Below are 23,357 nucleotides of genomic sequence, written 5' to 3'. Positions count from 1 at the left end.
TATGGAACTCGATACGCCCGTGAATCCGGGCGTCACGCTTGATGAGCTGCTGGCGGCGAAAGACGCGCGCGCCCGTCGCCAGCAGGCGTGGCTTACCCGCTACGGCCAGCCGGTGATTTCGCTCTCACTGGTAACGCCCGGCCCGATGAAAGACAGCGTGCGTTACCGCAATGCGTTCGCGGTGGCGGTGCAGGCCTGCGATCAACTACTGTGGCAGCACCGCTGGCCGTGGCTGGCGCGCGAGGTGTTTCACGCGCATACCGGCCCGACGGCGCTCTGGAGCGTGGCGCACCCGGCAAGCGAAATCAAAGCGCTGTGCGTGGCGCTTGAGCAGACGCACCCGCTCGGCAGGCTGTGGGATTTCGACATTCATTGCCCGCAGGCGGGCCAGGTGGGGCGCGCGTCGCTTGACCGTCCAGGGCGGCGCTGTTTGCTGTGCGATGAGCCGGCGCACGCCTGCGCGCGTTCGCGCCGTCATCCGCTGGAAGAGGTGGTCGGGCGCGTGGAGAAGATGATCGATGACTGGTTTGCCCGCGACTGACCGGCGCTCTGTGCGCCAGCCGGATGTGCCGTCACTCGCGGTGGCGGCGCTGTACGACGAACTGAACCTGACGCCCAAGCCGGGGCTGGTGGACTGCGCCAATAGCGGTGCGCACCGGGATATGGATCACGCGCTGTTTGTCGCCAGCATCAGGGCGATTGCGCCGTGGCTGCGCGTGTTTTATCAGCAGGGCGCGCAGGACGCCGGGCTTGCCGAAAGCGAGATGCTGCGGCGGCTGCGCCCGGCGGGGCTTGCGTGTGAGCAGGCGATGTTCAGCGCCACCGGTGGCATGAATACGCATAAGGGCGGGATTTTCTCGCTCGGCCTGCTGTGCACCGCCGCGGGGAGGCTGGCGGCGCAGGGGGAGCCGCTGACGCCAATCACGCTCTGCATGACGGTGAGCGCGATGACCCGTGGCATCGTGGCGCGCGAGCTGGCACACGGGCGGTGCGCGGCGACGGCAGGGGAGCGATTGTATCGCCAGTTTGGTCTGACCGGCGCGCGTGGCGAGGTGGAGAGCGGCTTTGCGACGGTGCGCCGCCATGTTTTGCCGTTCTGGCAGCATGCGCAGGGCGAGAGAGGGTTGCAGCAGGCGCTGTTGCGGCTGATGGCGGTTAATCCGGATACCAATCTGGTGTCACGCGGCGGGCTGGAAGGGCTGCGTTATGTTCAGAAGTACGCGAGCGGCCTGCTGGCGCGCGACTGGGACGACGAGGCGTTATGGGAGATGGACAGGGCGCTGATTACGCGCAACCTAAGCCCCGGCGGCAGCGCGGATTTGCTGGCGGTGAGCTGGCTGCTGGCGGCGCTGGCTTTCTGATTCGGCGTAAAAAAGGCGGGTGCGCTGCGCTTACCCGCCCTACGATTCAGCCACAAACCATTTGTAGGGTGGGTAAGCGCAGCGCACCCACCGGATAACAGATTATCAGCCTTTTGTAGGGTGGGTAAGCGCAGCGCACCCACCGAATAACAGAGAACCTACCCGCGTAGGGTGGGTAAGCGAAGCGCACCCACCGAACGCACCCACCAAACCAGCGCTACGCACCCACCTCTCACGCTTATTTACGGCGATACATCTTCTGCGCGGTATTCACCTTGTAGAGATAACGCCGCGATTCGGCAGACGGATGACGGTTCGTCAGCGTCTCGTATACATCACCTGGCGATAACTGGTTGATAATATTCACCGCCTGGTCTTTATCGCTTGAGAACACCCGCAACACGCTGCCCGCGCCGCCGTTATAGGCAGTGATCACGGCGTAACGACGCGAGGTCGGGTTGGTAATGCCGCCCAGATACACATTATTAAGCATCGCCAGATACGCGGTGCCGGTATCAATGTTGCTTTGCGGATCAAACAGATAGCTGCGGCTCGGCGTGCCCCATTTGCCCTGCGAGCGGAAAACGTCCTTACCGGCGCTGTGCTGCACCACCTGCATTAGCCCGAGCGCATCGGCATGGCTCACCGCATACGGGTTAAACGACGATTCGGTCTGCATAATCGCGAGGATCAGCGATTCATCCACGCCATATTTGCGCGACGCCTGACGCACCATGCCAATGTACTTATGGGCACGTTTGTCGAGGTGGTTCGGCACCAGGTTAATGGTCACGCTGTAGATAATCCGCAGGCCGTTGCTGCGGCTCTTCAGGTGCGTTTGCAGCAGGTAGTCGGCGAATTTCGACGCGCGGCCTTCCCAGCGAATCGGCTGCCCGGTGTTGTCCACCACCTGACCATAAAGGAACGGCTCGCGGGAAATCTGAATGTCATTAACATCAGAATAGAGATCGATAGAGCCGGGGTCGTCGCCCATCAGCAGCGTGGTGATAATCGCCCGACGCAGGCGCGCCGCAGGCTCAGTACCGGCTATCGTCTCAACCGTAATGGTACCTTCGTCGAAGTTGATGTGGCTGCGCGTCTGGTACTGATCGGTGTATTTCACGTAGTCCTTCGGACCCGCGATTAAAACTTCGTTAAATCCCCAGATGTTTTCAATGTTATGGGCAAACTGGCCCATCAGAATGTCAAACCCGTTGGTGTCCTTAATCCAGGCCTCGTTATAGGCGTTTTCGGCGTTTTTTTTGCTGGAGCAGGAGATGAGCAACGGCGCAATCAAAGCGAGCGCAAATATTTTTTTCATCATTCCGGGCGTGCTGTTGGGTTAAGTGAAAGGGCCAGAGGCCCTTACTGTTGTTCCGGCGGCGTATAGCCTTCGATGTGCACCTCTTTGCCTTCAAACAGGAAATTCACCATCTCCTCTTCCAGCAGCTTGCGATGCTCAGGGTTCATCATGTTGAGCTTTTTCTCGTTGATAAGCATGGTCTGCTTCTTCTGCCACTGCGCCCAGGCTTCTTTCGAGATTTCGTTATAGATACGCTTACCCAGTTCGCCCGGATAGAGCTGGAAATCCTGGCCTTCGGCGTCACGCTGAAGAAAAGTACAAAAAATGGTTCTGCTCATCGTCAATCCTCATGAATGGCGCGAGCGGGGCGGGACGCCACCGGCTCTGCGCGCACTTGCTGTAACAGGCGCTCTACGGGGGCGGCGAGGCCCACCGCTGGCGGCTGCGCTAAGTTATACCAGAGACCCGACGCTTCATCCATGCAGGCGGCGGTCTGCTGCACGCCAAGCCACATCGGCACGATATCCAGATGGAAATGGCTGAAGGTGTGGCGAAAGGCGGTGAGCTGCGTCAGGCCGTCATCGTTAATGCCGCGCGCTGAAAGCCACTCGCGCAGCGCGGTTTCGCTCTCAAACTGCGGGAAACAGTACAGCCCGCCCCATAAACCCACCGGTGGGCGCTGCTGTAAAAAGAGTGCGCCTTCATGCTGAAGCAGTAGAAAATAGCCGGTTTTCTCCGGCAGGATTTGTTTGGGCTTCTTGCCAGGGTATTTCGCATAGCTCTGGTGGGCGAACGCCTCGCAGCCATTATTAAGCGGGCAAATCTCGCATTTGGGTTTCGAGCGGGTGCAGACCATCGCGCCGAGATCCATCATCGCCTGGTTAAAGCGCGCCACGCCCTCGGCGGGCGTTACCGTCTCGCTTATCTGCCACAGGCGGTTTTCCACTTCTTTTTTCCCCGGCCACCCTTCGACGGCGTAGCAGCGCGCCAGCACGCGTTTCACGTTGCCATCAAGAATGGGGAAATGTTTACCAAGCGATAGCGACAGCACCGCGCCTGCGGTGGAGCGCCCGACGCCCGGCAGCGCGGCCACTTCCTCGAACGTTTCCGGGAATTTTCCGCCGTGCAGCGTCGCCACTTGCTGCGCCGCCTTATGTAAATTCCGGGCGCGGGCGTAGTAGCCAAGACCGGTCCACAGATGCAGCACATCGTCGAGCGGTGCATTTGCCAGCGCCGTCACGTCAGGAAAGCGCGCCATAAACCGCTCAAAATAGGGGATAACGGTCGTTACCTGCGTTTGTTGCAGCATGACTTCCGAGAGCCATACTTTGTAAGGGGTTTTTTCCTGCTGCCAGGGAAGGGTTTTGCGACCATATTTGTCGTACCAGTCGAGCACCTGGCGGGAGAACTGCTGTGCCTGCATCATGAACGCGTGGCTTCCGGCTTGAAGAAATCAGGGGCTGTGATTCCAGCACAGGCCCTGTGGGCTGTAAACAGGAACTTTCCTGTGCTTGCATCGGGCAACTATCTTTGGATAATGCCCGTTTCCCGAACCACTACTCAAACAGACTAATCGCCATGAATAACGACGTCATTTCACCGGAATTTGATGAAAACGGTCGCCCGCTGCGCCGTATTCGCAGCTTCGTCCGCCGCCAGGGGCGCCTGACCAAAGGGCAGCAGCACGCGCTGGACCACTACTGGCCGGTGATGGGCGTTGAATATCGCGCAGAGCCGCTCGATCTCGTCGCGCTGTTTGGCCGCGACGCGCCGGTGACGCTGGAAATCGGCTTCGGCATGGGCTCGTCGCTGGTGGAGATGGCGAAAACCAATCCGCAGCAGAATTTTTTAGGCATTGAAGTGCACTCGCCGGGCGTGGGCGCGTGCCTGAGCGCCGCCCATGAAGAGGGCGTCGAAAACCTGCGCGTGATGTGTCATGACGCGGTGGAAGTGCTGGAGAAAATGATCCCGGACGGCTCGCTGCATATGGTGCAGCTGTTCTTCCCGGACCCGTGGCACAAGGCGCGCCATAACAAGCGCCGCATCGTACAGGTGCCGTTCGCGCAGCTGGTGCTTCGCAAATTACAGCCAGGCGGCGTCTTCCATATGGCGACCGACTGGGAACCTTATGCCGAACATATGCTCGAAGTAATGTCTTCGGTGGAAGGATATGAGAACCTGTCCCCGACGCAGGATTATGTACCGCGCCCGGCCTCGCGCCCGGTGACCAAATTTGAACAGCGTGGCCATCGTCTTGGTCACGGCGTATGGGACTTAATGTTCGGGAGAGTAAAATAATGGCGAAGAACCGTAGCCGTCGTCTGCGTAAAAAGATGCACATCGACGAATTTCAGGAACTGGGCTTTACGGTAACCTGGCGTTTCCCGCAGGGCGCCACGGATGAGCAAATCAACACCACGGTGGACGAGCTTATCAGCGAGGCTATCGAGCCAAACGGCCTTGCCTTTGGCGGCAGCGGCAACCAGGCCTGGGAAGGGCTGGTGTTCCGCCAGCAGATCGGCAAATGCACCGATGAAGATCGCGAAGTGGTGCGCAAATGGCTGGAAGCGCGCGGCATGACGGATGTCCAGGTCAGCGAACTGGTCGACATCTGGTGGGATTAAGTTAAACAACGGGTCGGTTTTGCCGGCCCGTTAGCATTTCAGGAGCGAGTATGATGCGTAAAGCGCTGCTGGGCGTGTTGCTGGTGACAGCGATGCAGGCCCAGGCGGAATACAAATGCAGCGTCACGCCGCGCGACGACGTGGTGCTCAAGCCCCAGCATGTGCAGGTGGTGGGCGAAAACGGCGATCTGGTGATTGGCCCTGACGGCGCGGTGCAGTTTAACGGCAAGCCGATGACGCTTTCCGCCGCCCAGCGCCAGCAGGCGCTCGACTACCAGAAAGCGCTGCGCGCCACGCTGCCTTGGGTCGATCAGGGCGCGCTGTCGCGCGTGGAGAAAGGCCGCGTCGCGCTGGATAAAATCATCGCCAAAGAGGTGGGTGAAAACAGCAGCATGCGCGGGCGTCTTACCAAACTCGACGCGCAGCTGAAAACGCAGATGAACCGAATCATCGAGCATCGTGACGACGGGCTGACGTTCCACTATAAAGCCATCGATCAGGTGCGCGCCGACGGTCAGCAGCTGGTGAATCAGGCGATGGGCGGCATTCTGCAGGACAGCATTAACGAAATGGGCGCCAAAGCGGTGCTGAAAGGCGGCGGCAACCCGCTGGAAGGCGTGCTGGGGAGCCTCGGCGGCCTGCAAACGGCTATCCAGAACGAATGGAAAAACCAGGAAGCGGATTTCCAGCAGTTCGGCCGCGAGGTCTGCACCCGCACCATTCAGCTTGAAGAGCAGCGTCAGGCGCTGGTGGGCAGCTTTAAATAATCGTAACGGGAGTGCTGGCTCCCGTTTTTTACCGTTTCGCCTTACTCCGCCAGATACATCCCGTTACACAGAATCACAATCGCTTCCTCTTTGTCTTACTTTTTCGCACTACGCTCTACGAGTGACTTCACACGATAAACGCGAGGATGCGGATGAAACGGGATATTTCAGCAGGGAGCCTTATTTCTCTCTTTTTGCTCGCCATCATCACGCTAAACGTCGCCGTGCTCTGGGTGCAAAATTACCAGGCGGAGAGCGTGCCCGTTAGCGCCTCAGCAGACCGCTGTGTTAACGCTGCGCCGGAATATTGTGAAGACGAAATGCCGCCCGCAGGGCCGCTGCCCGGCGAGCCGCCATTACACGTGACTGAAGATATTTTGCCTCCCGTAAGCCCGCGCTTTTCTCCCGCACAACTCGCGCTCTACCGCAGCGACGATATCTATCTCCCGGACGACCCGCCCGATGATGACTTCTGGCTGGGCGAGGAGGCGGGCGAACCGTGGTAATTCAACGCTAACTGTCATCACTCTGCTTTCCTTTGCCTGGGCGACGCGGTGTTTCTGAAGACGCCTCGCAGCGTCACGATTCCCTCCTTTACGCCCCTTCATAAACGCGCATAGTGATCTTTATGTTTGTCATCGGCCTGTACAGGCCATTTGTTTTCGTGTGTATGCATGTGTATATTATTAAAACCAGGAGGGCGGATGAGATCCTGCGAGCTTATCAGGCGTCTGCAGACGGCAGGGTGCGAATGCGTGAGGCATAACGGCGGCAGTCACCAAATCTGGTGGTCGCCGCTAACGGGCAAAACGTTTCCCGTCCCGCACCCGAAAAAGGATTTGCCGCCGGGAACGCTAAACGCCATCCTGAAAATGGCCGGTCTTAAACCGTAACTCGCCGGAGGCATACATGTTTTTTTCTGTAGGTGTTGAAACGCCCGCGAGCGTTGATGTGGCATGGGGCATCGTGGTGCCTGCGTTATGCAATGAAGAATTTGGCTGTTATTCCGCAGCGGATGACAAAGCGGGTATTGCGCCTGCCGCTCGCGAGGCGATTTTGCTGGTGCTTGAAGAGATGATCCGTAGCGGTAAATATCGCGCGGAGGCGATCAGGGATGCCGGGCATCTCACCTACGCCGCGCACCCGGATTATCGCGCGTATGACAGCTGGTTCGTGATTGAGGTGGATCTGAGCGGGCTGGAAGGGCGTCAGCAGCGCATTAATATCACGCTGCCGGATACGCTTATCCAGCGCATCGACAACCGGGTTAAAGCGAGCGACGGGCGATACCGCGACCGCAGTCACTTTCTGGCGCAGGCGGCGCGCCATGAGCTACAGGGCGAATAATCCTGTTCAGTTGCTCCCTAAGCGCAGGCTCAATCCTTCGGCGCAAGCGATGCAAAGGCGGCGCGGATCTCGTCTTCCGGCAGATGCGCGCCGATAAACACCAGCGTGCTGTGCGGCGTTTCGTCGCTCGCCCATTCGCGGTCCCAGTCGGCGCTGTAAAGCCGCTGGACGCCCTGGAACAACAAACGGCGCGGTTCGTCCTGAATATAGAGCATCCCTTTGTAGCGCATCAGGTTATCGGCGAACTCTAACAGCAGTTCTTCCATCACGCGGGAAACCGCATCCAGCGCCACCGGGTAATCAAAATTCACCACAATAGAGGTGATATCGGTCTGCGCGGGGGGCGCGAAGTGAAAGCGCGGCGCGGGCTGTACGATGCGCTCTTCGAGCATAAAGCCCTGGGTGTCGAAAATCAGGCCCAGATCCACCTCGCCATGCACCACCTTATGCACCGGCGCGCGGGCGTTAATGCGGCGCAGGCGGGCCAGCAGCGCTTCGTCTTCGCCCGCCACATCGGTTTTAGTCAGCAGAATGCGATCGGCGTAGCCGATTTGCGACTGCGCCAGCGCGTAGCGGTCCATCTGCTGACCGGCATGCACGGCGTCCACCAGCGTAATCACGCCATCCAGCAGATAGCGCTCGCACAGGGTGTCGTGGGAGAAGAACGTCTGGACGATCGGACCGGGGTCTGCCATGCCGGTGCACTCAATGATCACTCGATCGAATGTGGTGACGCCGCCGTCCAGCAGTTCCAGCAAATCGAGCAGCGCCGATTCCAGCTCTTCCGAGCGGGTACAGCAGATGCAGCCGTTGCTGAGCGTTTTCATTTGCGTGGCGCGGCTGCCTAAGATTTCGCTGTCGATGGGCGTTTCGCCGAATTCGTTTTCAATGACCGCGATTTTATAGCCGTGGTTGGCTTCGAGAATATGACGCAGCAGCGTGGTTTTTCCGGCACCAAGAAAGCCGGTTAAGAGCGTGACCGCAACGGGTTGCATGTTTACCTCCGGTAAGTGTCAGCAGCAGCGCATGCCGCCTTCGCCGCTTCCGCCGTAGCGCGCCTGCTGGCGCTCGCGGAAGAATTCGTCGTAGGTCATATACGGTTTATCCGGGTGATTGGTCTTCATATGCTCAACGTAGTTGTCATAGTCCGGAATACCAATCAGCATTTTTGCCGCCTGACCCAGGTATTTTTTCGCTTGTCCTAAGTTACCAAACATTGTGTTCCCCAGGCAGAAAAAGCCCGACGGTACGAGCCGGGGCTTGAGATTGTGTCGATGCAAGGTGGGTGCGCTTCGCTTACCCACCCTACGGATGAAACCTGTATGTATGACGGTGGGTGCGCTTCGCTTACCCACCCTACGGATGAAATCTGCACGTGCGATGGTGGGTACGCTCCGCTTACCCACCCTGGACAACAAATGAATCTGTTAAATGTAGGGCGGGTAAGCCTCGCGCACCCGCCGTTTCCGCCGTCACCTTAATGGTGTGACGAGGTTTTCACGCCGCCTTCCGGCACAGGCACATACGGCGTTTCTTTCGCGCACGGCTGTGCGGAAAGACGCGCCTTCATTGCGGTGCGAACGCCATAGAAAATGATGCTATACACCACCACCAGGAACAGAATGCTCAGGCCCGCGTTGGTGTAGTTGTTAATAACGATATGGTGCATGTTGGCTACCTGCTGCTCAGTCAGCTCCGCGCCGCCTGCGGCGATACGCGTTTTGTATTCGTTCGCCATATAGAAGAAGCCTTCCATCTGCGGATTCACGCTAAAGAGCTTCATGCCGAGCGCCCAGGTGGTGCAGATAAGCAGCCACACCGCAGGCACCACGGTCACCCAGATATAACGGGTGCGCTTCATCTTCACCAGCACCACGGTTGCCAGCACCAGCGCCACGGCGGCCAGCATCTGGTTAGAGATACCGAACAGCGGCCACAGGCTCTTCACGCCGCCGAGCGGGTCCACCACGCCCTGATAGAGCAGATAACCCCACAGGCCCACACAGCCCGCCGTCCCGACGATGCCCGCCACCAGCGAATCGGTTTTTTTCAGGAATGGCACGAAGTTGCCTACCAAATCCTGGAACATAAAGCGGCCAGAACGGGTGCCGGCGTCCAGCGCGGTCAGGATAAACAGCGCCTCGAACAGAATGCCGAAGTGATACCAGAAGCCCATATCCGCCGCCGGGATGATTTTGTGGAACACGTGGGCGATACCAACGGCCAGCGTCGGCGCGCCGCCCGCGCGGTTCAGTACAGACGGTTCGCCGATATCTTTGGCGGTCTGCATGATCTGCTCAGGCGTTATCACAAAACCCCAGGCGCTCACGGTCGCCGCCGCGTGGGCAGAAACATCCTTGAGCTGCGCCAGAATCAGCGGCGCGTTGTCGGTGCCCAGCTCATGCAGGTTCGGCATCGTGATGCCAAGCCCGGCGGGCGGGGTGTTCATCGCGAAATAGAGGCCCGGCTCGATGATAGAGGCCGCCACCAGCGCCATTACGGCGACGAAGGATTCCATCAGCATTGCGCCATAGCCGATAAAGCGCGCGTCGGTTTCGTTCGCCAGCAGCTTCGGCGTGGTGCCGGAGGCAATCAACGCATGGAAGCCGGAGACCGCGCCGCAGGCGATAGTAATAAACAGGAACGGGAACAGCGCGCCTTTCCACAGCGGCCCGGTGCCGTCGATGTACTGCGTCACGGCAGGCATTTTCAGTTCCGGGTTCAGGATCAGAATGCCTACGGCCAGGCCGACAATCACGCCGATTTTCAAAAATGTCGCCAGGTAGTCGCGCGGCGCCAGAATCAGCCACACCGGCAGCAGGGCGGAGACAAACGCGTAGCCCACCAGCGCGTAAGTGATCGTGGTGTCTTTAAAGGTCAGCGCCGGGCCCCAGTACGGGTCGGCTGCGATCACGCCGCCGAACCAGATAGACGCCACCAGCAGCACCACGCCGATAACCGACACTTCACCCACGCGCCCCGGACGGATAAAGCGCATGTAGATGCCCATAAACAGCGCGATCGGCACCGTTGAGCAGACGGTAAAGACGCCCCACGGGCTCTCCGCCAGCGCTTTCACCACGATAAGCGCCAGCACCGCGAGGATAATAATCATGATTAAGAAGCAGCCGAACAGCGCGATGGTGCCCGGCACCGGGCCCATCTCCTCTTTGATCATCTCGCCAAGCGAGGCACCGTTCCGGCGCGAGGAGATAAACAGCACCATGAAATCCTGCACCGCGCCCGCCAGCACCACGCCTGCGAGCAGCCACAGCGTACCGGGCAGGTAGCCCATCTGTGCGGCCAGCACCGGGCCCACCAGCGGCCCCGCGCCTGCGATGGCGGCGAAATGGTGGCCGAACAGCACGTAGCGGTTGGTGGGCACATAGTTCAGCCCGTCGTTATTAATGACTGCTGGCGTCGCGCGCGTTGGGTCGAGCTGCATCACGCGGCTGGCGATATACAAGCTGTAGTAGCGGTAAGCCACCAGGTAGATGGAGACCGAAGCCACCACGATCCACAAGGCGCTGACGCTCTCGCCGCGGCGTAATGCCACTACGGCAAGACAAAAGGCCCCGATGACGCCAAGAAGCGCCCAGGGCAGATGTTTCATTACTGTTTTTTTGTCCATAGGAGACCTGCTTGTCAGACAGAGATAAAACCGGCTGTGACGTACATCCCTGGCGGCGCAGACGGCGGATAACCAAAAGATTTAAAACACGCTTAATGATGACAAAACGCGCAGGCGGACTGGGCAGGGCTTCAACGAGCGGTTACATAGCGAGGCGAACGGTCATATAGCGCAGCGAGCGGTTCGCCAGCGCCCTGAGCGGCGCGGGTTCTGTGACGTCAGTCACGGGGGGCTGAGTGAAAGAAACAGAACTGGCGCTATCAACGCGGGCAGGAAGGCACTGGCGTGACCATGTGTGAGCGCGTTATGTATCAGCAAAAAACGCGCTGGCACACGACCCTATTCTTTTTCCGACCGGCATTCACTTTCCCGCTGGGTAATAATGGTAAAAAGTAAAATAGTTTCGCGTTGGTAATAAGTTGCCTTCTGAATTAATAATACATGATATATTTTTACTGTGATCGCGCGGGGAATGTGATACCCGTATCACTTTCAGTCAGGGTGAACTACGGCGTTATTTTATACGCGCCCCAGAGATAAGCTTGATTATTAAGTGATAATAAACACGAATTAAGCACTGGTTAATGGAAAGGCGAAAGCCTGAAAATTTATTTAAAAATAAAATCTTCTGATAATCATTAACTTAAAAACATGTGAAAAAAGGAGAACAAATCTGGCCCAAAAATTTACGTTAAAAAGAAACGCATAATTGTTTATTTAATGAACGTCAGATTGCGCTTAAGTCTCTACTTTTGCACTTAATTACCTGCGTGATAATATTTTTTAACATATATCCTGTGATTATTTTACCCAATATATTTTCTTTTTCTGATAATTATTGAATTTTTTTGAACCTTTTAAAATAACGCGTGCGCTAAAGGATCATTCTTTCACTGACGATAAACAGTTAAACAATTTTTATCATTTTAACGTGATGGTGAATGCAATGGCTTTAGTGACGTCGTTTGGCGAGAAAGTGAATAATCTGAGCGTCGGCAAAAAACTGACGTCGGGTTTTATTATTGTGCTGTGCATTATGCTGCTGATTGCTGGTGCCGGAATTTATGGCTTTCGCCAGGTGGATGAGAATGCCCGTAAGGAAACGCTGACCGTCAGTATCGTGACCGCCCTGAACGAAGCGCGTATTAACCGCACGATCTTCCAGCTGACCGGCGAGGAAAAATACGCCGAGCTGAACGCCAGTGCGCTGCGTCAGGTGGGTGAGCAGCTCGCGTCGCTGTCGCAATTTAATATGGATACCGAAGGGCGCATCCGGTTTGCGGCCATGCAAACCAATCTGCAAACTTATCTCGGCGTGCGCGACAAATATATTCAGACGCTGCGCCAGCGCAATACGCTCGCCGCCGATCTGCATGAACAGTGGCCGTCGCAGTTTATCGAGCAGGCATCGGCGTATAGCGAGCAGGCGGACGCCAGCCCGCAGGCGGCGATGCTGGCGGCCCGTCTTGCCGCGAAAGCGCAGCAGATACGGAGCGCCGTCGACGCGCTGATCACTCGTGGCGACCGCGAGACGCTGAACAAACTCAACGAGCTGCTGGGTAGTATCGACACAACCGCCGCGCAGCTGGGAGCCAGTACGCGTGATACGCCGCTGCCGTGGCTCTCTGCATTGACCGATCAGACCCGTATGCTGCACAGCAGCGCCGCGCTGTTTGTGTCGGCTTCAGGCGATCAGCAGACACAATCGACCGCGCTCAGCAACGCCGCGACCGCGCTTAATGAAACGGTGGCCGACTTCCATGAGTTTCGCAAAATGCGCATGGCGAATTCCATCAGTCATGTTGAAACGCTGATGCTCGCCGGGACGCTGGCAGGCGTGTTGTTCGGGCTGATTGTCGCCGCGTTCATTACGCGCAATATCACCCGCCCGCTGCGTGAAACATTAGCAGTGGCGAACCGCATCGCGCAGGGCGATTTAACCGTTACCGTCTCGTCGCTGCGCCGCGATGAACCGGGCCTGCTGATGCAGGCGGTCGGCACCATGAACGACAGCCTGAAAAGCATCATTACCCGTGTGCGTCACGGCGTCGATAACGTATCGCGCGCCTCGTCGGAAATCGCCGCCGGGAATATCGATCTCTCATCGCGCACCGAAGAGCAGTCCGCCGCCGTGGTGCAGACGGCGGCCAGTATGGAAGAGCTGACCTCCACCGTGAAAGAAACCGCCGGTAACGCCCAGCAGGCGAGCCAGCTGGCCGCGCAGGCTTCCACCAACGCCGATCGCGGCGGGAAAGTGGTAAATGAGGTGGTCGAGACGATGCGCAACATCCAGGCGAGCTCCGGGAAAATCGCCGACATTATCAGCGTTATCAACGGCATTGCCTTCCAGACTAATATTCTGGCGCTGAACGCCGCCGTGGAAGCCGCGCGCGCCGGTGAGCAGGGCCGCGGGTTCGCCGTGGTGGCGGGGGAAGTTCGCACCCTGGCAAGCCGCAGCGCCACCGCCGCCAAAGAGATAGGCGCGCTGATTACGGAGGCTAACCAGCGTGTCGAAAACGGCGCGCAGCTGGTGGCGAGCGCGGGCGAGGCGATGGAAGATATCGTCGGCTCCGTCGCCAAAGTGCGTGAAATTATGGATGAGATTGCCCGCGCCTGTACCGAGCAGAGCCGCGGCATCGCGCAGATTGGCCAGGCCATGTCGGAAATGGACACCACGACCCAGCAGAACGCCGCGCTGGTGGAGGAATCCTCCGCGGCCGCCTCGTCGCTCGAAGAGCAGGCGCGCGAGCTGGAGCAGATGGTCGCGATATTTAACGTCGGCACCAGCGCGCCTCGCCGTGCTGAGCCCGCCGCCGTGCCGGTCGCGGCGCCTGCGCCGAAAGCGCTCGCCGTGGCGGGTGCTCAGGGCGAATGGGAACATTTTTAAGCGTCAGCTCAGACACACATTAACCCCGGCCTGCCGGGGTTTTTTTTATTCGCAGGGGCAGGGCGACTCCCCCGACACTGACGCCTGGGTTGCTATACTCTCTGGGTTGCGGCGCGAACCGCGCTTACGTTTCCCGGCAACAGGACGTTCCGTTCAGGCGGGCCCAGGAGAAATTATGATAGTGCTGTATAACGTGGCGATTGTATTGCTGACGGTCGCGGCGATGGAAATCGTGGCGGCGCTGACGCACAAATATGTGATGCACGGCTGGGGATGGGGCTGGCATCTTTCCCACCATTCGCCGCGCAAAGGCTGGTTTGAAGTCAACGATCTCTACGCGGTGGTGTTTGCGGGCGTGGCGATTTTGCTTATTGCGCTTGGGGCAGGCGGACGCTGGCCGCTACAGTGGATTGGCGCGGGGATGACGCTCTACGGCGCGCTCTATTTTATCGTGCATGACGGGCTGGTTCACCAGCGCTGGCCGTTTCGCTATGTGCCGCGCCGGGGTTATCTGAAGCGGCTCTATCTGGCGCACCGGCTGCATCACGCGGTGCGCGGGCGCGAAGGCTGCGTCTCCTTTGGTTTTCTCTACGCGCCGCCGGTGGCTAAGCTGCAGGCGGTGCTGCGTGAGCGTAACGGTCGTCCTGCGCGCGCGGCCGCTGCCAGAGCGCCGAAGGGCGAGGCGACGACGACGCGCCGCGAGAACTCACAGCCATAACTGCGCCTTTCGCCAGCAGGGCCAGTTTCTCGGTCTTGCTGGTGCCCTGACGCGTTTCCCACGCGTTAACGCCCGCGCGCTTCACCTTTACGCCAATTTCCCGGTAGACCCCATGCGCGGTGGCGATAGCCCAGGCGCTGCGTAGCGGCAGTCCGGCAAGCCCGGCGCGCGCCGAGGCGTAATACGGCTCTGCTTCATCCACAAGACGTGCAGCGAGACGCGCCAGCGCCGGGCGGTGCGCGCGGTCTGTTAAGGTGTCAGCGCGAAGCCCTTCCTCCTGAAGCCACACCTCAGGCAGATAGCAGCGCCCGATGGCGGCGTCTTCGACAATATCCCGCGCAATATTCGTGAGCTGAAACGCCAGGCCCAGATCGCAGGCGCGATCCAGCACGGCCTCATCGCGCACGCTCATCACGCGCGCCATCATCAGCCCCACCACGCCCGCCACGTGATAGCAGTAGCGCAGCGTGTCATCAAAGGTGTGATAGCGCTCGTCGCGCACGTCCATCGCGAAACCTTCCAGATGATCGAGCGCCAGCGCAGGCGGGATCTGATGTGCCAGCGCTACCTCCTGAAACGCCGCGAAATTTGGCTCGCGCATCGGTTTGCCCGCGTAAGCCTCAAGCGTCAGCGCGCGCAGCAGGGCGATGCGCGCCTGCGGAGTGTCAGTCGGCGCGTCGGCTGTGCGAAAACCAAGCGACTGCCCGTCAGTCACATCGTCGCAGTGGCGACACCAGGCGTAGAGCATCAGCGCGCTGCGCCGGGTTTTTGCGTCAAACAGTTTCGAGGCGGTGGCAAAGCTTTTGGAGCCCGCCTCGATGGTTTCTGTGGCATGCGTCAGCAGCGGTTTGTCACTCATGCATGCCCCTCCAGCATCAGCCCGGCGGTAGCCTTCGCCGAGCCGATAACCCCCGGAATGCCCGCGCCGGGGTGCGTGCCCGCGCCGACTAAATAGAGGTTATCGATGCGGCTGTCGCGGTTATGCGGGCGGAACCAGGCGCTCTGGGTGAGGATAGGCTCTACCGAAAACGCGGAGCCATGATACGCGCCGAGCTGGTCGCGGAAATCGAACGGCGTGAACATACGGTGCGTCACCAGTTGATCGCGAAGGCCCGGCATATAGTGCTGCTCAAGATATTCAAAAATCCGGTCGCGCAGGCGCGGCCCTTCGACATCCCAGTTCAGGTTCGCGGTGCCAAGGTGCGGCACCGGGGCGAGCACGTAATAGCTGCCGCAGCCCGGCGGAGCCAGCGACGGATCGGTGACGCACGGCGCGTGCAGATAGAGCGAGAAGTCGTCCGCGAGCGAGTCGCGTTTGAAGATATCTTCAATCAGCCCTTTGTAGCGCGGCCCGAAGCAGACGGTGTGGTGTGCGAGCTGGCTGTGGTGGTGATTGAGCCCGAAATAGAGCACGAACAGCGAGTTGCTCATCCGCTTGCGGCGCAGAGAGGCCGCCTGCGAGACGCCGCGCGGGTGATGGCCCAGCAAATTGTTGTAGGTATGTACCACATCAGCATTCGACGCCACGGCGCGCGCGGGAATGCGTCGGCCATCGGCGAGCGTCACGCCGCTGATTTTGTCGCCCTGAGTGTCGAGGCGCGTCACTTTGGCGTTAAGTTCGATTTCGCCGCCCAGATCGGTAAACAGCTTCACCAGCCCCTGCACCAGCGCGCCGGTGCCGCCGCGGGCGAACCAGACGCCCCACTGGCGCTCCAGCGCGTGGATAAGCGTATAGATTGATGACGTCGCAAACGGGTTGCCGCCCACCAGCAGGGAATGAAAAGAGAACGCCTGGCGCAGATGATCGTCTTCGATAAATTTCGACACCATGCCATACACACTGCGCCACGCCTGAAGACGCGCGAGCTGCGGGCCTGCGCGCAACATATCGCGAAACGAGAGGAACGGCACCGCGCCAAGCTTCAGATAGCCTTCTTTAAACACCGCCTGCGAATACGCGAGGAACTGGCGATAGCCTTCGACATCGCGCGGGTTGAAGCGGGCGATTTGCGCCTCAAGGCTCGCCTGATCGTTATCGTAGTTAAAGACCTGGCCATTCTCCCAGCACAGGCGGTAGAACGGCGTGACGGGCAAAAGATCGACATAATCGGCGATGTTTTTACCGGCCAGCGTGAACAGCTCCTCGATGGCCGAAGGATCGGTAATCACCGTCGGGCCGGCGTCAAAGGTAAACCCTTTATCTTCATAAACATACGCCCGCCCGCCGGGTTTATCGCGCTGCTCAAGCAGTAAGGTGGGAACGCCCGCCGCCTGTAAGCGGATAGCCAGGGCCAGGCCGCCAAAGCCGGACCCGATAACAACAGTTTTAGTCATGATGAAAAGCTCGCAGCCGGGGAGTTTGCTTTAGCACGGCCTGCATGGCCTCGCCCACCGGAACCGGGGGTTTGCCTGTCAGCAGTCGCGCCATATCCATTGGGGTCAGTCGTCCGGCGTAAAACCGGGCGATAAGCCCCGCATTGAGTCCATAAAAGCGCTGCATCACCTGCCAGCGTCGGTCCGGTTGTCCGGCCAGAAACAGCATCCGGTTCAGCAGCCGGAAAAAGCGCTGACGCCGCCACTGGCGCTGCGCGTAGCCTGCCGTTAGCCCATACAGCGCCGCTGAAGAGACTGGCGGCTGCGCGGCGATAAGATCGGCAAGCGTTGCCGCGTGCGGCAGCGAATAGCCGGTTGTCGCGTGGAACAGCCCGGCGCGCAGGCCCGCGCGCGCCACGCCCTGCGCTTCGCGCCAGAACGCCTGCGGCGCGCCGGTAAGCGTAATCGGCAGGTTGCCGCGCTCCTCGCGCTCAAGCGTCGCCAGTTGCCAGCCCTGCAAACGCGCGTAGCTGGCTATATTTTCCCGCGCGCGGTCGTGATCGAGTGTGGCGCTGTCGATGTAGTGCGTATCTTCTATCAGCAACGTGTCGGGCGTGAGCGGCAGCGTGTAGACAAACCGATAGCCGCCCTGTTGCGCTACCGTGGCGTCCATCAGAACAGGACGCGTCAGGCCGTGGGGCGCGGCGAGCCGCCACTGCTGGCCGAGGAACGCCTGCTGGCCTGCGGTGAGGTGCGAGCTCGCCTGCCAGCCGCGGCCGTCAATCACCGCGCGGGCGTGCAGCGTGCGTCCGTCGGTGAGCGTCACGCTCTGCGGCGTCAGGCTCGCGACCGGCGCGTTACGCCAGAGGCGTTCACCCACGGCTTCCTGCAAAACGTGAGCGAAACGCTCAGACGTGACGCTGTAGTAGCCGCCATCCAGCGTGCGCGTCAGCGCCGGAAAGCGCACCTCGTAGCCGTCCCAGCGGTGCGCCACCAGCGGTGTGAGCCAGGCGTGCTGTTCGGCCGTGAGATCCGCCCCGTGAAATGACCAGGTGTGATTACCGCCGGGCGCGTCGCTTGCCTCAAGCAACAGCACGTTAAGCCGCGGCTGACGCACACGCAGGCGCAGGGCGATAAGCCCGTTCGCCAGACCGCCACCAGCGAGAATCAGATCCCACTGCGTGTTCATAAGGGAGCCTGCGCGAATACAGGGCGGCGCTCGTCCAGCGCCTGTTCAGCGATCTGCGCCGCGCGCACGACGCCACCCGCCTGCGCCAGCGCGCGCTGCATCGCGACGAGACGCGCGCGGCAGCGATCGTCGCCAAGCAGCGTTTTAAGCTTGCGGGCAAAGGTGCGACGCCCGGCGAAGCGCGAGATGCGCTGCCCGATGCCGCAGTGCTCCACCCGCGCCGCCACGCCGGGCTGATCGAACGCCAGCGGCACCACTAACAGCGGCGTGGCGCTGGCGATGGCGTCCATCACCGTGTTAAGCCCGCCGTGGGTGATGACGGCATCCGACTGGCTGAGCGCCAGCGGCTGGTCGGTAAATCCCGTGACCTGTGTGGCACCGCTGGCTTTCAGCGCGCTGGCCTGCGCGTCATTCAGGCCGCCGCAATGCGCGACAAGCAGCTCGACGTCGGCGTCGCGACAGGCGCGGGCGATAGTGCGAAACAGCCCGTAGCGATGCCCCTGTAACGTGCCGAGCGAGGCGAACACGCGCGGGCGCGTCGCCTCTGGCACCGGTTCCGCCACTGGCGGCTGCGGCGGACGCAGCGGACCGACCGCATGAAAGCAGGGCGGCAGTGCGTGGCGCGGAAAATCGAGCGCGCTGAGCGTCTGGCTGATTTGCGCCAGCGGCGAGAGACAATCATGCAGGCCGCGACGGGGCGAGAGCCCGAAGCGCTGCGCGTGGTGGGCAATCACTTTACTCTGGCGACCCATCAGCCAGTCGTGTATCTGCTGGCTGGTCTGGTAAATCTTGCGGGCGCGCGGCGTCTGCGCATAGCGAAACGGCATGACCGGCAGCGGAAGCCCTGCCTCGCGGTTAACCGGTAGCGCGCAGGCGACCGAGACAAACGGCAGCTCCAGCGCGTCGGCGACGATACCGCCCGCGGGCTCCATCTGATCGACAATCAGGCCGTCCACGCCAAGGCGCGTCAGCGCGTCGGGCAACTCCCGGCACAGCATATCGGTGGTACGCGCCAGGTCGTCAATCAGGCTCAGGATGGCCGGGCCACCCGGGTGCGCGGTCAGGCGCAAGGTGCGGGCGAGGCTGCCGGGCGGATGGCTCGCTTCGCCTACCGGATAAAAGCCGATGTTTGCATCGTCCAGCAGCGTGCGGGCCTCGGCCTGCTGAATAAAGGTGATGCGGTGCCCGCGCGCGATAAGCGCCTGCGCGAGCGCCTGCATGGCACGAACGTGACTGTAAAGCGGGGGCGTGATGACGGCGTAGTGGCTCATTCCTCATCCCCGACGCGCGCCAGCCGGGCCTCACGCAGCGCGCTGAGGCTGGCGCTGCCGGTGCAAAAACAGGCGACCCGCAACTGTTCAATCACGACTGCGAAATGGTCCAGCACCGCGCTGGTGGAGGTGGTCGCGCTGCCGAGCACCGCCGCGGCCTGCCCGACGAGACTTGCGCCCATCGCCAGGGCTTTGGCGGTGTCGATACCGTCGCGAATGCCGCCAGAGGCGATAAGCGGCATCGACGGGAATGCCTGATGTATCTGGCGCAGCGCCTGCGCGGTGGGTATGCCCCAGTCGGCGAAGGCCATCGCCACGCTACGGGCATGGTCGCTCGCCGCGCGTTCACCTTCCACGGCCGCCCAGCTGGTGCCGCCTGCGCCTGCCACATCCAGCATCGTGACGCCTGCCTCCGCAAGCTGGCGCGCCACCGGCACCGAGAGCCCGGCGCCGACTTCTTTCACCACCACCGGCACGGACAGTGCGTTTACGACGCGCTTGATGGCTGCCAACACGCCGCGCCAGTCGCGATCGCCGCCAGTCTGGAGCGCTTCCTGCAACGGATTAAGATGAATAATGAGCGCGTCGGCTTCCACCATCTCGACGGCGCGTCGGGCGTAATCGAGCCCCTGGAGGCTGCCTATCTGCGCGGCCCCGAGATTCGCCAGCAGCGGAATATCCGGCGCGTACCGGCGCAGTTCGCCCGTCAGCCCCCAGTTGTCTTCGCTCTCCAGCGCCACACGCTGCGAGCCGACGCCCATCGCCAGCCCCAGCGTCTGCGCGGCTTCGGCGAGGTGACGGTTGATATCGCTCGCGCGCCGCGCACCGCCGGTCATGGAGCTAATCAGAAGCGGCGCTTTCATCACGCGGCCAAACAGGCGGGTGCTGAGATCGATGTCGTCAAGCGCGAGTTCCGGCAGGGCGCAGTGCTCAAAACGCCACTGCTCAAAGCCGGTGCGAATCGTTTGTTTAGCCCGCTCCGGGTGCAGAACGATATCCAGATGATCGTTCTTGCGTTGGCTCAGTTCCTTGTCCTTCATTCATACTCCAGTAACAGTCACTGTCGGCGACACGGCGCGCGTTCAGCCAAACATAGCCAGCTGTTTATCAAACCAGGCGTACATAAAACGGCGGGTGGACGCGCCGCGCGAGCAGGCACCGGTGAGATGCTCATCGGCGCGCAGCAGGTGATCGCGCAGGCGCTGATGCACCGCTTCCGGGCCAAGCATCGCCACCAGCGTCGATTTCCCGGCGTCTTTATTAATGTCTTTACCGGTATGGTTCAGGCCATCCGCCAGATCGTCAAGCAGCTGGAACGCCTGGCCGAGATGGCGCGAGAACTCGCGAAGCTTATGGCGCACCGAGGCGGAAGCGCCGGCGGCGATGGCGGCGATTTGCAGCGTGGCGTCAAACAGCACGCTGGTTTTGAGATCGTTAGTGGCAAGTATCGCCTCGGCGCTGCGGGCCTGGTTGCCTTCACTGAGATCGCGAAACTGCCCCTGCACCAGCCCCTGCAACCCGACGGCGCTGGAAAGCTCGCTCACCGCCTGAGTTTTGCAGCTATCGGATAACGGGTTTGCCTGCGCCACCACGCCGAATGCCCGGCTCAGCAGCGCCACCGCCGCGAGGATCGCCACGCTTTCGCCATACTGGCGGTGAATGGTGGGCTTGCCGCGGCGCAGCAGGGCGTTATCCATGCACGGAATATCGTCGAGCATCAGCGACGCGGCGTGCACCATCTCCACGGCGCAGGCGAGATCCATCAGCGCAGGCTGGCTGGCGTCGCAGCCGAGATCGCGCGCGGCAAGAATGAGCAGCAGCGGGCGCACCCGCTTGCCAGGCGTCAGCGCGCCTTCGCGCATCGCGGCGCAGACCAGATCGCGCTCCTGACCCGGCGGCAGAAGCTCGTCAAGGCGGGTTTGCAGCGCATCGCGCAGCGCCTGCAATTCGATTTCCTGCCCTGAAGATTTCACGGCGTTAGCGTTCATGGTTAAGGCCTCTGATGGTGTCCGTTATCGCTGTGGCGTGGAAGGAATGAAAAGCGCAACTGCGCGCGAGTGCCGCCCTCAGGCGCGCGGCAGTCGTCGCATCAGGCGAAATGTGGGATTTTTTCTGTCTGAACAACTGATTATCTTCACGGTAATCTTTCCGGATACGTTCTTAAAAAGCGTAGCGTAATCCCGGAAAATTTCTTCAGCTAACCTCAGTGTGGCACAAAACTTTACAATTCTGTGAGCTGTTGTACAGGTTTATGTGAGCAGAGAGCGCAGCAGCGTCATCACCTGACGGACTTCATCCGGCGTAAGCGCGCCATCTTTGGCGAAGCGGATGCGGCCATCTTTATCCAGAACCACCACGGCGGAACCGCCCGGCTGAAGCCGCCAGGCGCGCTGCACCGCGCCCTGGCCGTCGAGCACAAAGACCGATGAGGGATACGCTTTTTTGGTGCTTTCCAGACTGCGGCGCACAAAGATGGCGCTGCCGGGAATGGCATCATCGGTGTTGATTATCGTGGTGGCCTGAAATTTATCTGCCGGCAGCTGCGCCGCCGCGATGGCGTCGCTGATGCCTTTATTCAGATCTTTCGCCGACAGCCTGCCCGCCACATGCAGCACCAGGCCCACTTTGCCGCTAAGCCGCGCGCTGTTCCAGTCACGATAATCAATCTCGCCCTGATTCAGCGTCAGCTCGCCGCGCTCAGCCACGCCAACCGGTGCCACCCGTTCGCCTTCCGTAAAATTGTGCGCGCAGGCGAAAAAGGGCAGCAGAGTGCAGATGAGCAGTGACGAACGCAGCATGGGAAATCCTCAACATTTGAAAGCTTGGGAAAGTGTAGTGGAGATTGGCCGGTTGGGTTGAGGGATCACAGATGAGCGCGTTCTGACGTTTTGATCGGGAAAAGAGTGAGGTTATTGATTTTGAGGTATAAAGGAAAATCAAAAACAGGGAGACGAGATGATGGGATGGATCAAAGCCGCGTTGTGTAGTATCGGCGTGATGTTTTTCTCAGGCGCAGCATGGGCTGAAAAAATCCAGTGCCCGAATACTCTGACAGAGAAAAATCACGTCCACAGGCTGAATCTGGTCGATGTGTTTGAAGGCCCGCCGGACGAGCTTGCGTCCTTATTGCCAGATACGGACGATGAAATGATCTGGACATTAAGCGATTCGCAAAACTATGCGAAAGCGCATAACACCGCTGTTTTTCTGGTGTGCCAGTATCAGGGCACCGCTAAAAAAATCACGCTGAAGGTACCTGCCAGCGCTAAAAAATGTATGGCCTGGTTTGGGAATAATAAAAATGATTTCTATGCCGGGTGTGAGTAGTGGTTTCAATTCACGTCCCGCATATTCAAGGAGCGGAAGCCCCGCTACGCGTCTGGTGATGTAGGCGAAGGTATACGTTTTGGCCGAAGCGTCGGCGGAGGCTGGTTTTATGGAGGCGCAGCCGTCTTCTGGCGTTCTGTCACTAATTGTAAGGGGAAACCAAAATCCCTTGGAATTATTACGGCCTGTCAGTAAAGAGGCTACGCTAATGCGGGGATTATTACGGTAAAACAGGTGACTGAAAAAATAGAGGTTTCACATCGTGACTTTTTCCTGATCCGTAGAAGTTCTGTAATGAAATGCCTCATAAATGGCATCTCCCTGGATTAATGTAAGCCATTATTTCATGGGGCGATTTCCGGTCAGGTGTAGTTACAATCAACACTATGAATGGCACTTACATGGAAAAAGCAAAAGGAGACACACATACCTTATGTAGCCGGATAGAGCTGTAAGCTGCTGCACTTGGTTACGTTATTCCTTATATAAAAATGGAATTTGCAAAAAATGCTTATAACATAAAAGATGATGCTCGGGGATACAGCTTCTATACACCAGCGATTTAGTCGAAGACGCAACATATTTCCAGAAGGTATTAGTTCAACTTTAATAATGTTGG

At 59.8% G+C, this 23,357-nt stretch carries 24 protein-coding genes; 11 read left to right on the top strand and 13 right to left on the bottom strand.

Features of this window, described 5'->3' with window-relative positions; genetic code table 11:
- Window position 1 precedes the first annotated feature (1 nt).
- Both citX and citG read left to right on the top strand, forming a co-directional pair.
- Window positions 2–541: a citrate lyase holo-[acyl-carrier protein] synthase gene (gene citX / locus G6041_RS12860; RefSeq protein ID WP_012123784.1), complete on the top strand. Its 540-nt coding sequence runs from the start codon at window positions 2–4 to the stop codon at window positions 539–541.
- The gene (citG, locus tag G6041_RS12855; RefSeq protein ID WP_012123785.1) at window positions 519–1,361 is read left to right on the top strand and encodes a triphosphoribosyl-dephospho-CoA synthase CitG; all 843 of its coding nucleotides are present in this window, start codon (window positions 519–521) and stop codon (window positions 1,359–1,361) included. The genes citX and citG overlap by 23 nt, the downstream gene beginning before the upstream one ends.
- A gap of 238 nt (window positions 1,362–1,599) precedes the next feature.
- Here the strand turns inward: citG and mltC are convergent, their stop codons facing one another.
- Genes mltC through mutY form a run of 3 tightly spaced genes read right to left on the bottom strand, consistent with a single transcriptional unit; the run spans window position 1,600 to window position 4,090 of the window.
- On the bottom strand, window positions 1,600–2,682 hold the full coding sequence (mltC, locus tag G6041_RS12850; protein WP_041460371.1) for a membrane-bound lytic murein transglycosylase MltC: 1,083 nt from the start codon (window positions 2,680–2,682) through the stop codon (window positions 1,600–1,602).
- Window positions 2,683–2,726: 44 nt separating this feature from the next.
- Window positions 2,727–3,002: an oxidative damage protection protein gene (locus G6041_RS12845; RefSeq protein WP_004388230.1), complete on the bottom strand. Its 276-nt coding sequence runs from the start codon at window positions 3,000–3,002 to the stop codon at window positions 2,727–2,729.
- A gap of 2 nt (window positions 3,003–3,004) precedes the next feature.
- Window positions 3,005–4,090 (bottom strand): A/G-specific adenine glycosylase, encoded by a 1,086-nt coding sequence (mutY, locus tag G6041_RS12840; protein ID WP_012123787.1) that lies wholly within the window; start codon window positions 4,088–4,090, stop codon window positions 3,005–3,007.
- A 152-nt stretch (window positions 4,091–4,242) separates the two neighbouring features.
- On the opposite strand from mutY, the gene trmB reads away from it, so the two are divergent.
- The 6 genes from trmB to G6041_RS12810 all read left to right on the top strand — a co-directional run bounded on the left by trmB (window position 4,243) and on the right by G6041_RS12810 (window position 7,402).
- Entirely contained in the window at window positions 4,243–4,962 is a 720-nt protein-coding gene (trmB, locus tag G6041_RS12835) for a tRNA (guanosine(46)-N7)-methyltransferase TrmB (protein WP_012123788.1), read from the top strand.
- Entirely contained in the window at window positions 4,962–5,288 is a 327-nt protein-coding gene (locus G6041_RS12830; RefSeq protein ID WP_004388233.1) for a YggL family protein, read from the top strand. Before trmB ends, G6041_RS12830 begins: the two co-directional genes overlap by 1 nt.
- A 50-nt stretch (window positions 5,289–5,338) precedes the next feature.
- Window positions 5,339–6,055 (top strand): DUF2884 domain-containing protein, encoded by a 717-nt coding sequence (locus G6041_RS12825; RefSeq protein ID WP_007778204.1) that lies wholly within the window; start codon window positions 5,339–5,341, stop codon window positions 6,053–6,055.
- 152 nt (window positions 6,056–6,207) lie between these two features.
- Window positions 6,208–6,561: a hypothetical protein gene (locus G6041_RS12820; protein WP_041460372.1), complete on the top strand. Its 354-nt coding sequence runs from the start codon at window positions 6,208–6,210 to the stop codon at window positions 6,559–6,561.
- A gap of 198 nt (window positions 6,562–6,759) precedes the next feature.
- Entirely contained in the window at window positions 6,760–6,948 is a 189-nt protein-coding gene (locus tag G6041_RS12815) for a type II toxin-antitoxin system HicA family toxin (RefSeq protein ID WP_041460373.1), read from the top strand.
- Window positions 6,949–6,964: 16 nt separating this feature from the next.
- Window positions 6,965–7,402 carry a type II toxin-antitoxin system HicB family antitoxin gene (locus G6041_RS12810; RefSeq protein ID WP_012123791.1) on the top strand — a complete coding sequence of 146 codons (438 nt, stop codon included), beginning with the start codon at window positions 6,965–6,967 and terminating at the stop codon, window positions 7,400–7,402.
- Between the two features lie 29 nt (window positions 7,403–7,431).
- Here G6041_RS12810 and yjiA read toward each other — a convergent pair whose 3' ends face one another.
- The 3 genes from yjiA to G6041_RS12795 form a co-directional block, all read right to left on the bottom strand.
- The gene (gene yjiA / locus G6041_RS12805) at window positions 7,432–8,397 is read right to left on the bottom strand and encodes a GTPase (RefSeq protein WP_012123792.1); all 966 of its coding nucleotides are present in this window, start codon (window positions 8,395–8,397) and stop codon (window positions 7,432–7,434) included.
- A gap of 18 nt (window positions 8,398–8,415) precedes the next feature.
- A complete protein-coding gene (locus G6041_RS12800; protein WP_004385473.1) occupies window positions 8,416–8,619 on the bottom strand; it encodes a YbdD/YjiX family protein in 204 nt (67 codons plus the stop codon).
- Window positions 8,620–8,879: 260 nt separating this feature from the next.
- Window positions 8,880–11,033 (bottom strand): carbon starvation CstA family protein, encoded by a 2,154-nt coding sequence (locus G6041_RS12795; RefSeq protein ID WP_012123793.1) that lies wholly within the window; start codon window positions 11,031–11,033, stop codon window positions 8,880–8,882.
- A 946-nt stretch (window positions 11,034–11,979) separates the two neighbouring features.
- Here G6041_RS12795 and G6041_RS12790 point away from each other — a divergent pair.
- Both G6041_RS12790 and G6041_RS12785 read left to right on the top strand, forming a co-directional pair.
- A complete protein-coding gene (locus tag G6041_RS12790) occupies window positions 11,980–13,920 on the top strand; it encodes a methyl-accepting chemotaxis protein (protein WP_041460680.1) in 1,941 nt (646 codons plus the stop codon).
- Window positions 13,921–14,095: 175 nt separating this feature from the next.
- On the top strand, window positions 14,096–14,638 hold the full coding sequence (locus G6041_RS12785; RefSeq protein ID WP_041460374.1) for a sterol desaturase family protein: 543 nt from the start codon (window positions 14,096–14,098) through the stop codon (window positions 14,636–14,638).
- Here the strand turns inward: G6041_RS12785 and crtB are convergent.
- The 7 genes from crtB to G6041_RS12750 all read right to left on the bottom strand — a co-directional run bounded on the left by crtB (window position 14,526) and on the right by G6041_RS12750 (window position 22,209).
- Window positions 14,526–15,497 (bottom strand): 15-cis-phytoene synthase CrtB, encoded by a 972-nt coding sequence (gene crtB / locus G6041_RS12780; RefSeq protein WP_012123796.1) that lies wholly within the window; start codon window positions 15,495–15,497, stop codon window positions 14,526–14,528. The genes G6041_RS12785 and crtB overlap by 113 nt on opposite strands.
- Window positions 15,494–16,972, bottom strand: a complete 1,479-nt coding sequence (locus G6041_RS12775; RefSeq protein ID WP_012123797.1) for a phytoene desaturase — start codon at window positions 16,970–16,972, stop codon at window positions 15,494–15,496. The genes crtB and G6041_RS12775 overlap by 4 nt, the downstream gene beginning before the upstream one ends.
- Window positions 16,965–18,140, bottom strand: a complete 1,176-nt coding sequence (gene crtY, locus G6041_RS12770; protein WP_012123798.1) for a lycopene beta-cyclase CrtY — start codon at window positions 18,138–18,140, stop codon at window positions 16,965–16,967. Before crtY ends, G6041_RS12775 begins: the two co-directional genes overlap by 8 nt.
- Window positions 18,137–19,411 carry a glycosyltransferase gene (locus G6041_RS12765; protein WP_012123799.1) on the bottom strand — a complete coding sequence of 425 codons (1,275 nt, stop codon included), beginning with the start codon at window positions 19,409–19,411 and terminating at the stop codon, window positions 18,137–18,139. The genes crtY and G6041_RS12765 overlap by 4 nt, the downstream gene beginning before the upstream one ends.
- Complete coding sequence (fni, locus tag G6041_RS12760) at window positions 19,408–20,451, bottom strand: type 2 isopentenyl-diphosphate Delta-isomerase (protein ID WP_012123800.1); 1,044 nt, start codon at window positions 20,449–20,451, stop codon at window positions 19,408–19,410. Before fni ends, G6041_RS12765 begins: the two co-directional genes overlap by 4 nt.
- A gap of 42 nt (window positions 20,452–20,493) precedes the next feature.
- Window positions 20,494–21,399 (bottom strand): polyprenyl synthetase family protein, encoded by a 906-nt coding sequence (locus G6041_RS12755; protein WP_004388238.1) that lies wholly within the window; start codon window positions 21,397–21,399, stop codon window positions 20,494–20,496.
- A 261-nt stretch (window positions 21,400–21,660) separates the two neighbouring features.
- Window positions 21,661–22,209, bottom strand: coding sequence for a YtfJ family protein (locus G6041_RS12750; RefSeq protein WP_012123801.1), 549 nt, complete (start codon window positions 22,207–22,209; stop codon window positions 21,661–21,663).
- 157 nt (window positions 22,210–22,366) lie between these two features.
- Between G6041_RS12750 and G6041_RS12745 the strand changes: the two genes are divergently transcribed.
- Window positions 22,367–22,738, top strand: a complete 372-nt coding sequence (locus G6041_RS12745) for an STY0301 family protein (RefSeq protein ID WP_012123802.1) — start codon at window positions 22,367–22,369, stop codon at window positions 22,736–22,738.
- Window positions 22,739–23,357: the final 619 nt, after the last annotated feature.

Origin of the sequence: Cronobacter sp. HA18003, assembly GCF_011605905.1 — a bacterium.
Lineage (GTDB): Bacteria > Pseudomonadota > Gammaproteobacteria > Enterobacterales > Enterobacteriaceae > Cronobacter > Cronobacter sakazakii.
This window is presented reverse-complemented; position numbering and strand designations above follow the sequence as displayed.

What these genes read in the sequence shown, in the direction of transcription:
- citX (WP_012123784.1), top strand. Translation starts at nt 2, where the DNA reads ATGGAACTCGATACGCCCGTGAATCCGGGCGTCACGCTTGATGAGCTG.
- citG (WP_012123785.1), top strand. Translation starts at nt 519, where the DNA reads ATGACTGGTTTGCCCGCGACTGACCGGCGCTCTGTGCGCCAGCCGGAT.
- mltC (WP_041460371.1), bottom strand. Translation starts at nt 2,682, where the DNA reads ATGAAAAAAATATTTGCGCTCGCTTTGATTGCGCCGTTGCTCATCTCC.
- G6041_RS12845 (WP_004388230.1), bottom strand. Translation starts at nt 3,002, where the DNA reads ATGAGCAGAACCATTTTTTGTACTTTTCTTCAGCGTGACGCCGAAGGC.
- mutY (WP_012123787.1), bottom strand. Translation starts at nt 4,090, where the DNA reads ATGATGCAGGCACAGCAGTTCTCCCGCCAGGTGCTCGACTGGTACGAC.
- trmB (WP_012123788.1), top strand. Translation starts at nt 4,243, where the DNA reads ATGAATAACGACGTCATTTCACCGGAATTTGATGAAAACGGTCGCCCG.
- G6041_RS12830 (WP_004388233.1), top strand. Translation starts at nt 4,962, where the DNA reads ATGGCGAAGAACCGTAGCCGTCGTCTGCGTAAAAAGATGCACATCGAC.
- G6041_RS12825 (WP_007778204.1), top strand. Translation starts at nt 5,339, where the DNA reads ATGATGCGTAAAGCGCTGCTGGGCGTGTTGCTGGTGACAGCGATGCAG.
- G6041_RS12820 (WP_041460372.1), top strand. Translation starts at nt 6,208, where the DNA reads ATGAAACGGGATATTTCAGCAGGGAGCCTTATTTCTCTCTTTTTGCTC.
- G6041_RS12815 (WP_041460373.1), top strand. Translation starts at nt 6,760, where the DNA reads ATGAGATCCTGCGAGCTTATCAGGCGTCTGCAGACGGCAGGGTGCGAA.
- G6041_RS12810 (WP_012123791.1), top strand. Translation starts at nt 6,965, where the DNA reads ATGTTTTTTTCTGTAGGTGTTGAAACGCCCGCGAGCGTTGATGTGGCA.
- yjiA (WP_012123792.1), bottom strand. Translation starts at nt 8,397, where the DNA reads ATGCAACCCGTTGCGGTCACGCTCTTAACCGGCTTTCTTGGTGCCGGA.
- G6041_RS12800 (WP_004385473.1), bottom strand. Translation starts at nt 8,619, where the DNA reads ATGTTTGGTAACTTAGGACAAGCGAAAAAATACCTGGGTCAGGCGGCA.
- G6041_RS12795 (WP_012123793.1), bottom strand. Translation starts at nt 11,033, where the DNA reads ATGGACAAAAAAACAGTAATGAAACATCTGCCCTGGGCGCTTCTTGGC.
- G6041_RS12790 (WP_041460680.1), top strand. Translation starts at nt 11,980, where the DNA reads ATGGCTTTAGTGACGTCGTTTGGCGAGAAAGTGAATAATCTGAGCGTC.
- G6041_RS12785 (WP_041460374.1), top strand. Translation starts at nt 14,096, where the DNA reads ATGATAGTGCTGTATAACGTGGCGATTGTATTGCTGACGGTCGCGGCG.
- crtB (WP_012123796.1), bottom strand. Translation starts at nt 15,497, where the DNA reads ATGAGTGACAAACCGCTGCTGACGCATGCCACAGAAACCATCGAGGCG.
- G6041_RS12775 (WP_012123797.1), bottom strand. Translation starts at nt 16,972, where the DNA reads ATGACTAAAACTGTTGTTATCGGGTCCGGCTTTGGCGGCCTGGCCCTG.
- crtY (WP_012123798.1), bottom strand. Translation starts at nt 18,140, where the DNA reads ATGAACACGCAGTGGGATCTGATTCTCGCTGGTGGCGGTCTGGCGAAC.
- G6041_RS12765 (WP_012123799.1), bottom strand. Translation starts at nt 19,411, where the DNA reads ATGAGCCACTACGCCGTCATCACGCCCCCGCTTTACAGTCACGTTCGT.
- fni (WP_012123800.1), bottom strand. Translation starts at nt 20,451, where the DNA reads ATGAAGGACAAGGAACTGAGCCAACGCAAGAACGATCATCTGGATATC.
- G6041_RS12755 (WP_004388238.1), bottom strand. Translation starts at nt 21,399, where the DNA reads ATGAACGCTAACGCCGTGAAATCTTCAGGGCAGGAAATCGAATTGCAG.
- G6041_RS12750 (WP_012123801.1), bottom strand. Translation starts at nt 22,209, where the DNA reads ATGCTGCGTTCGTCACTGCTCATCTGCACTCTGCTGCCCTTTTTCGCC.
- G6041_RS12745 (WP_012123802.1), top strand. Translation starts at nt 22,367, where the DNA reads ATGATGGGATGGATCAAAGCCGCGTTGTGTAGTATCGGCGTGATGTTT.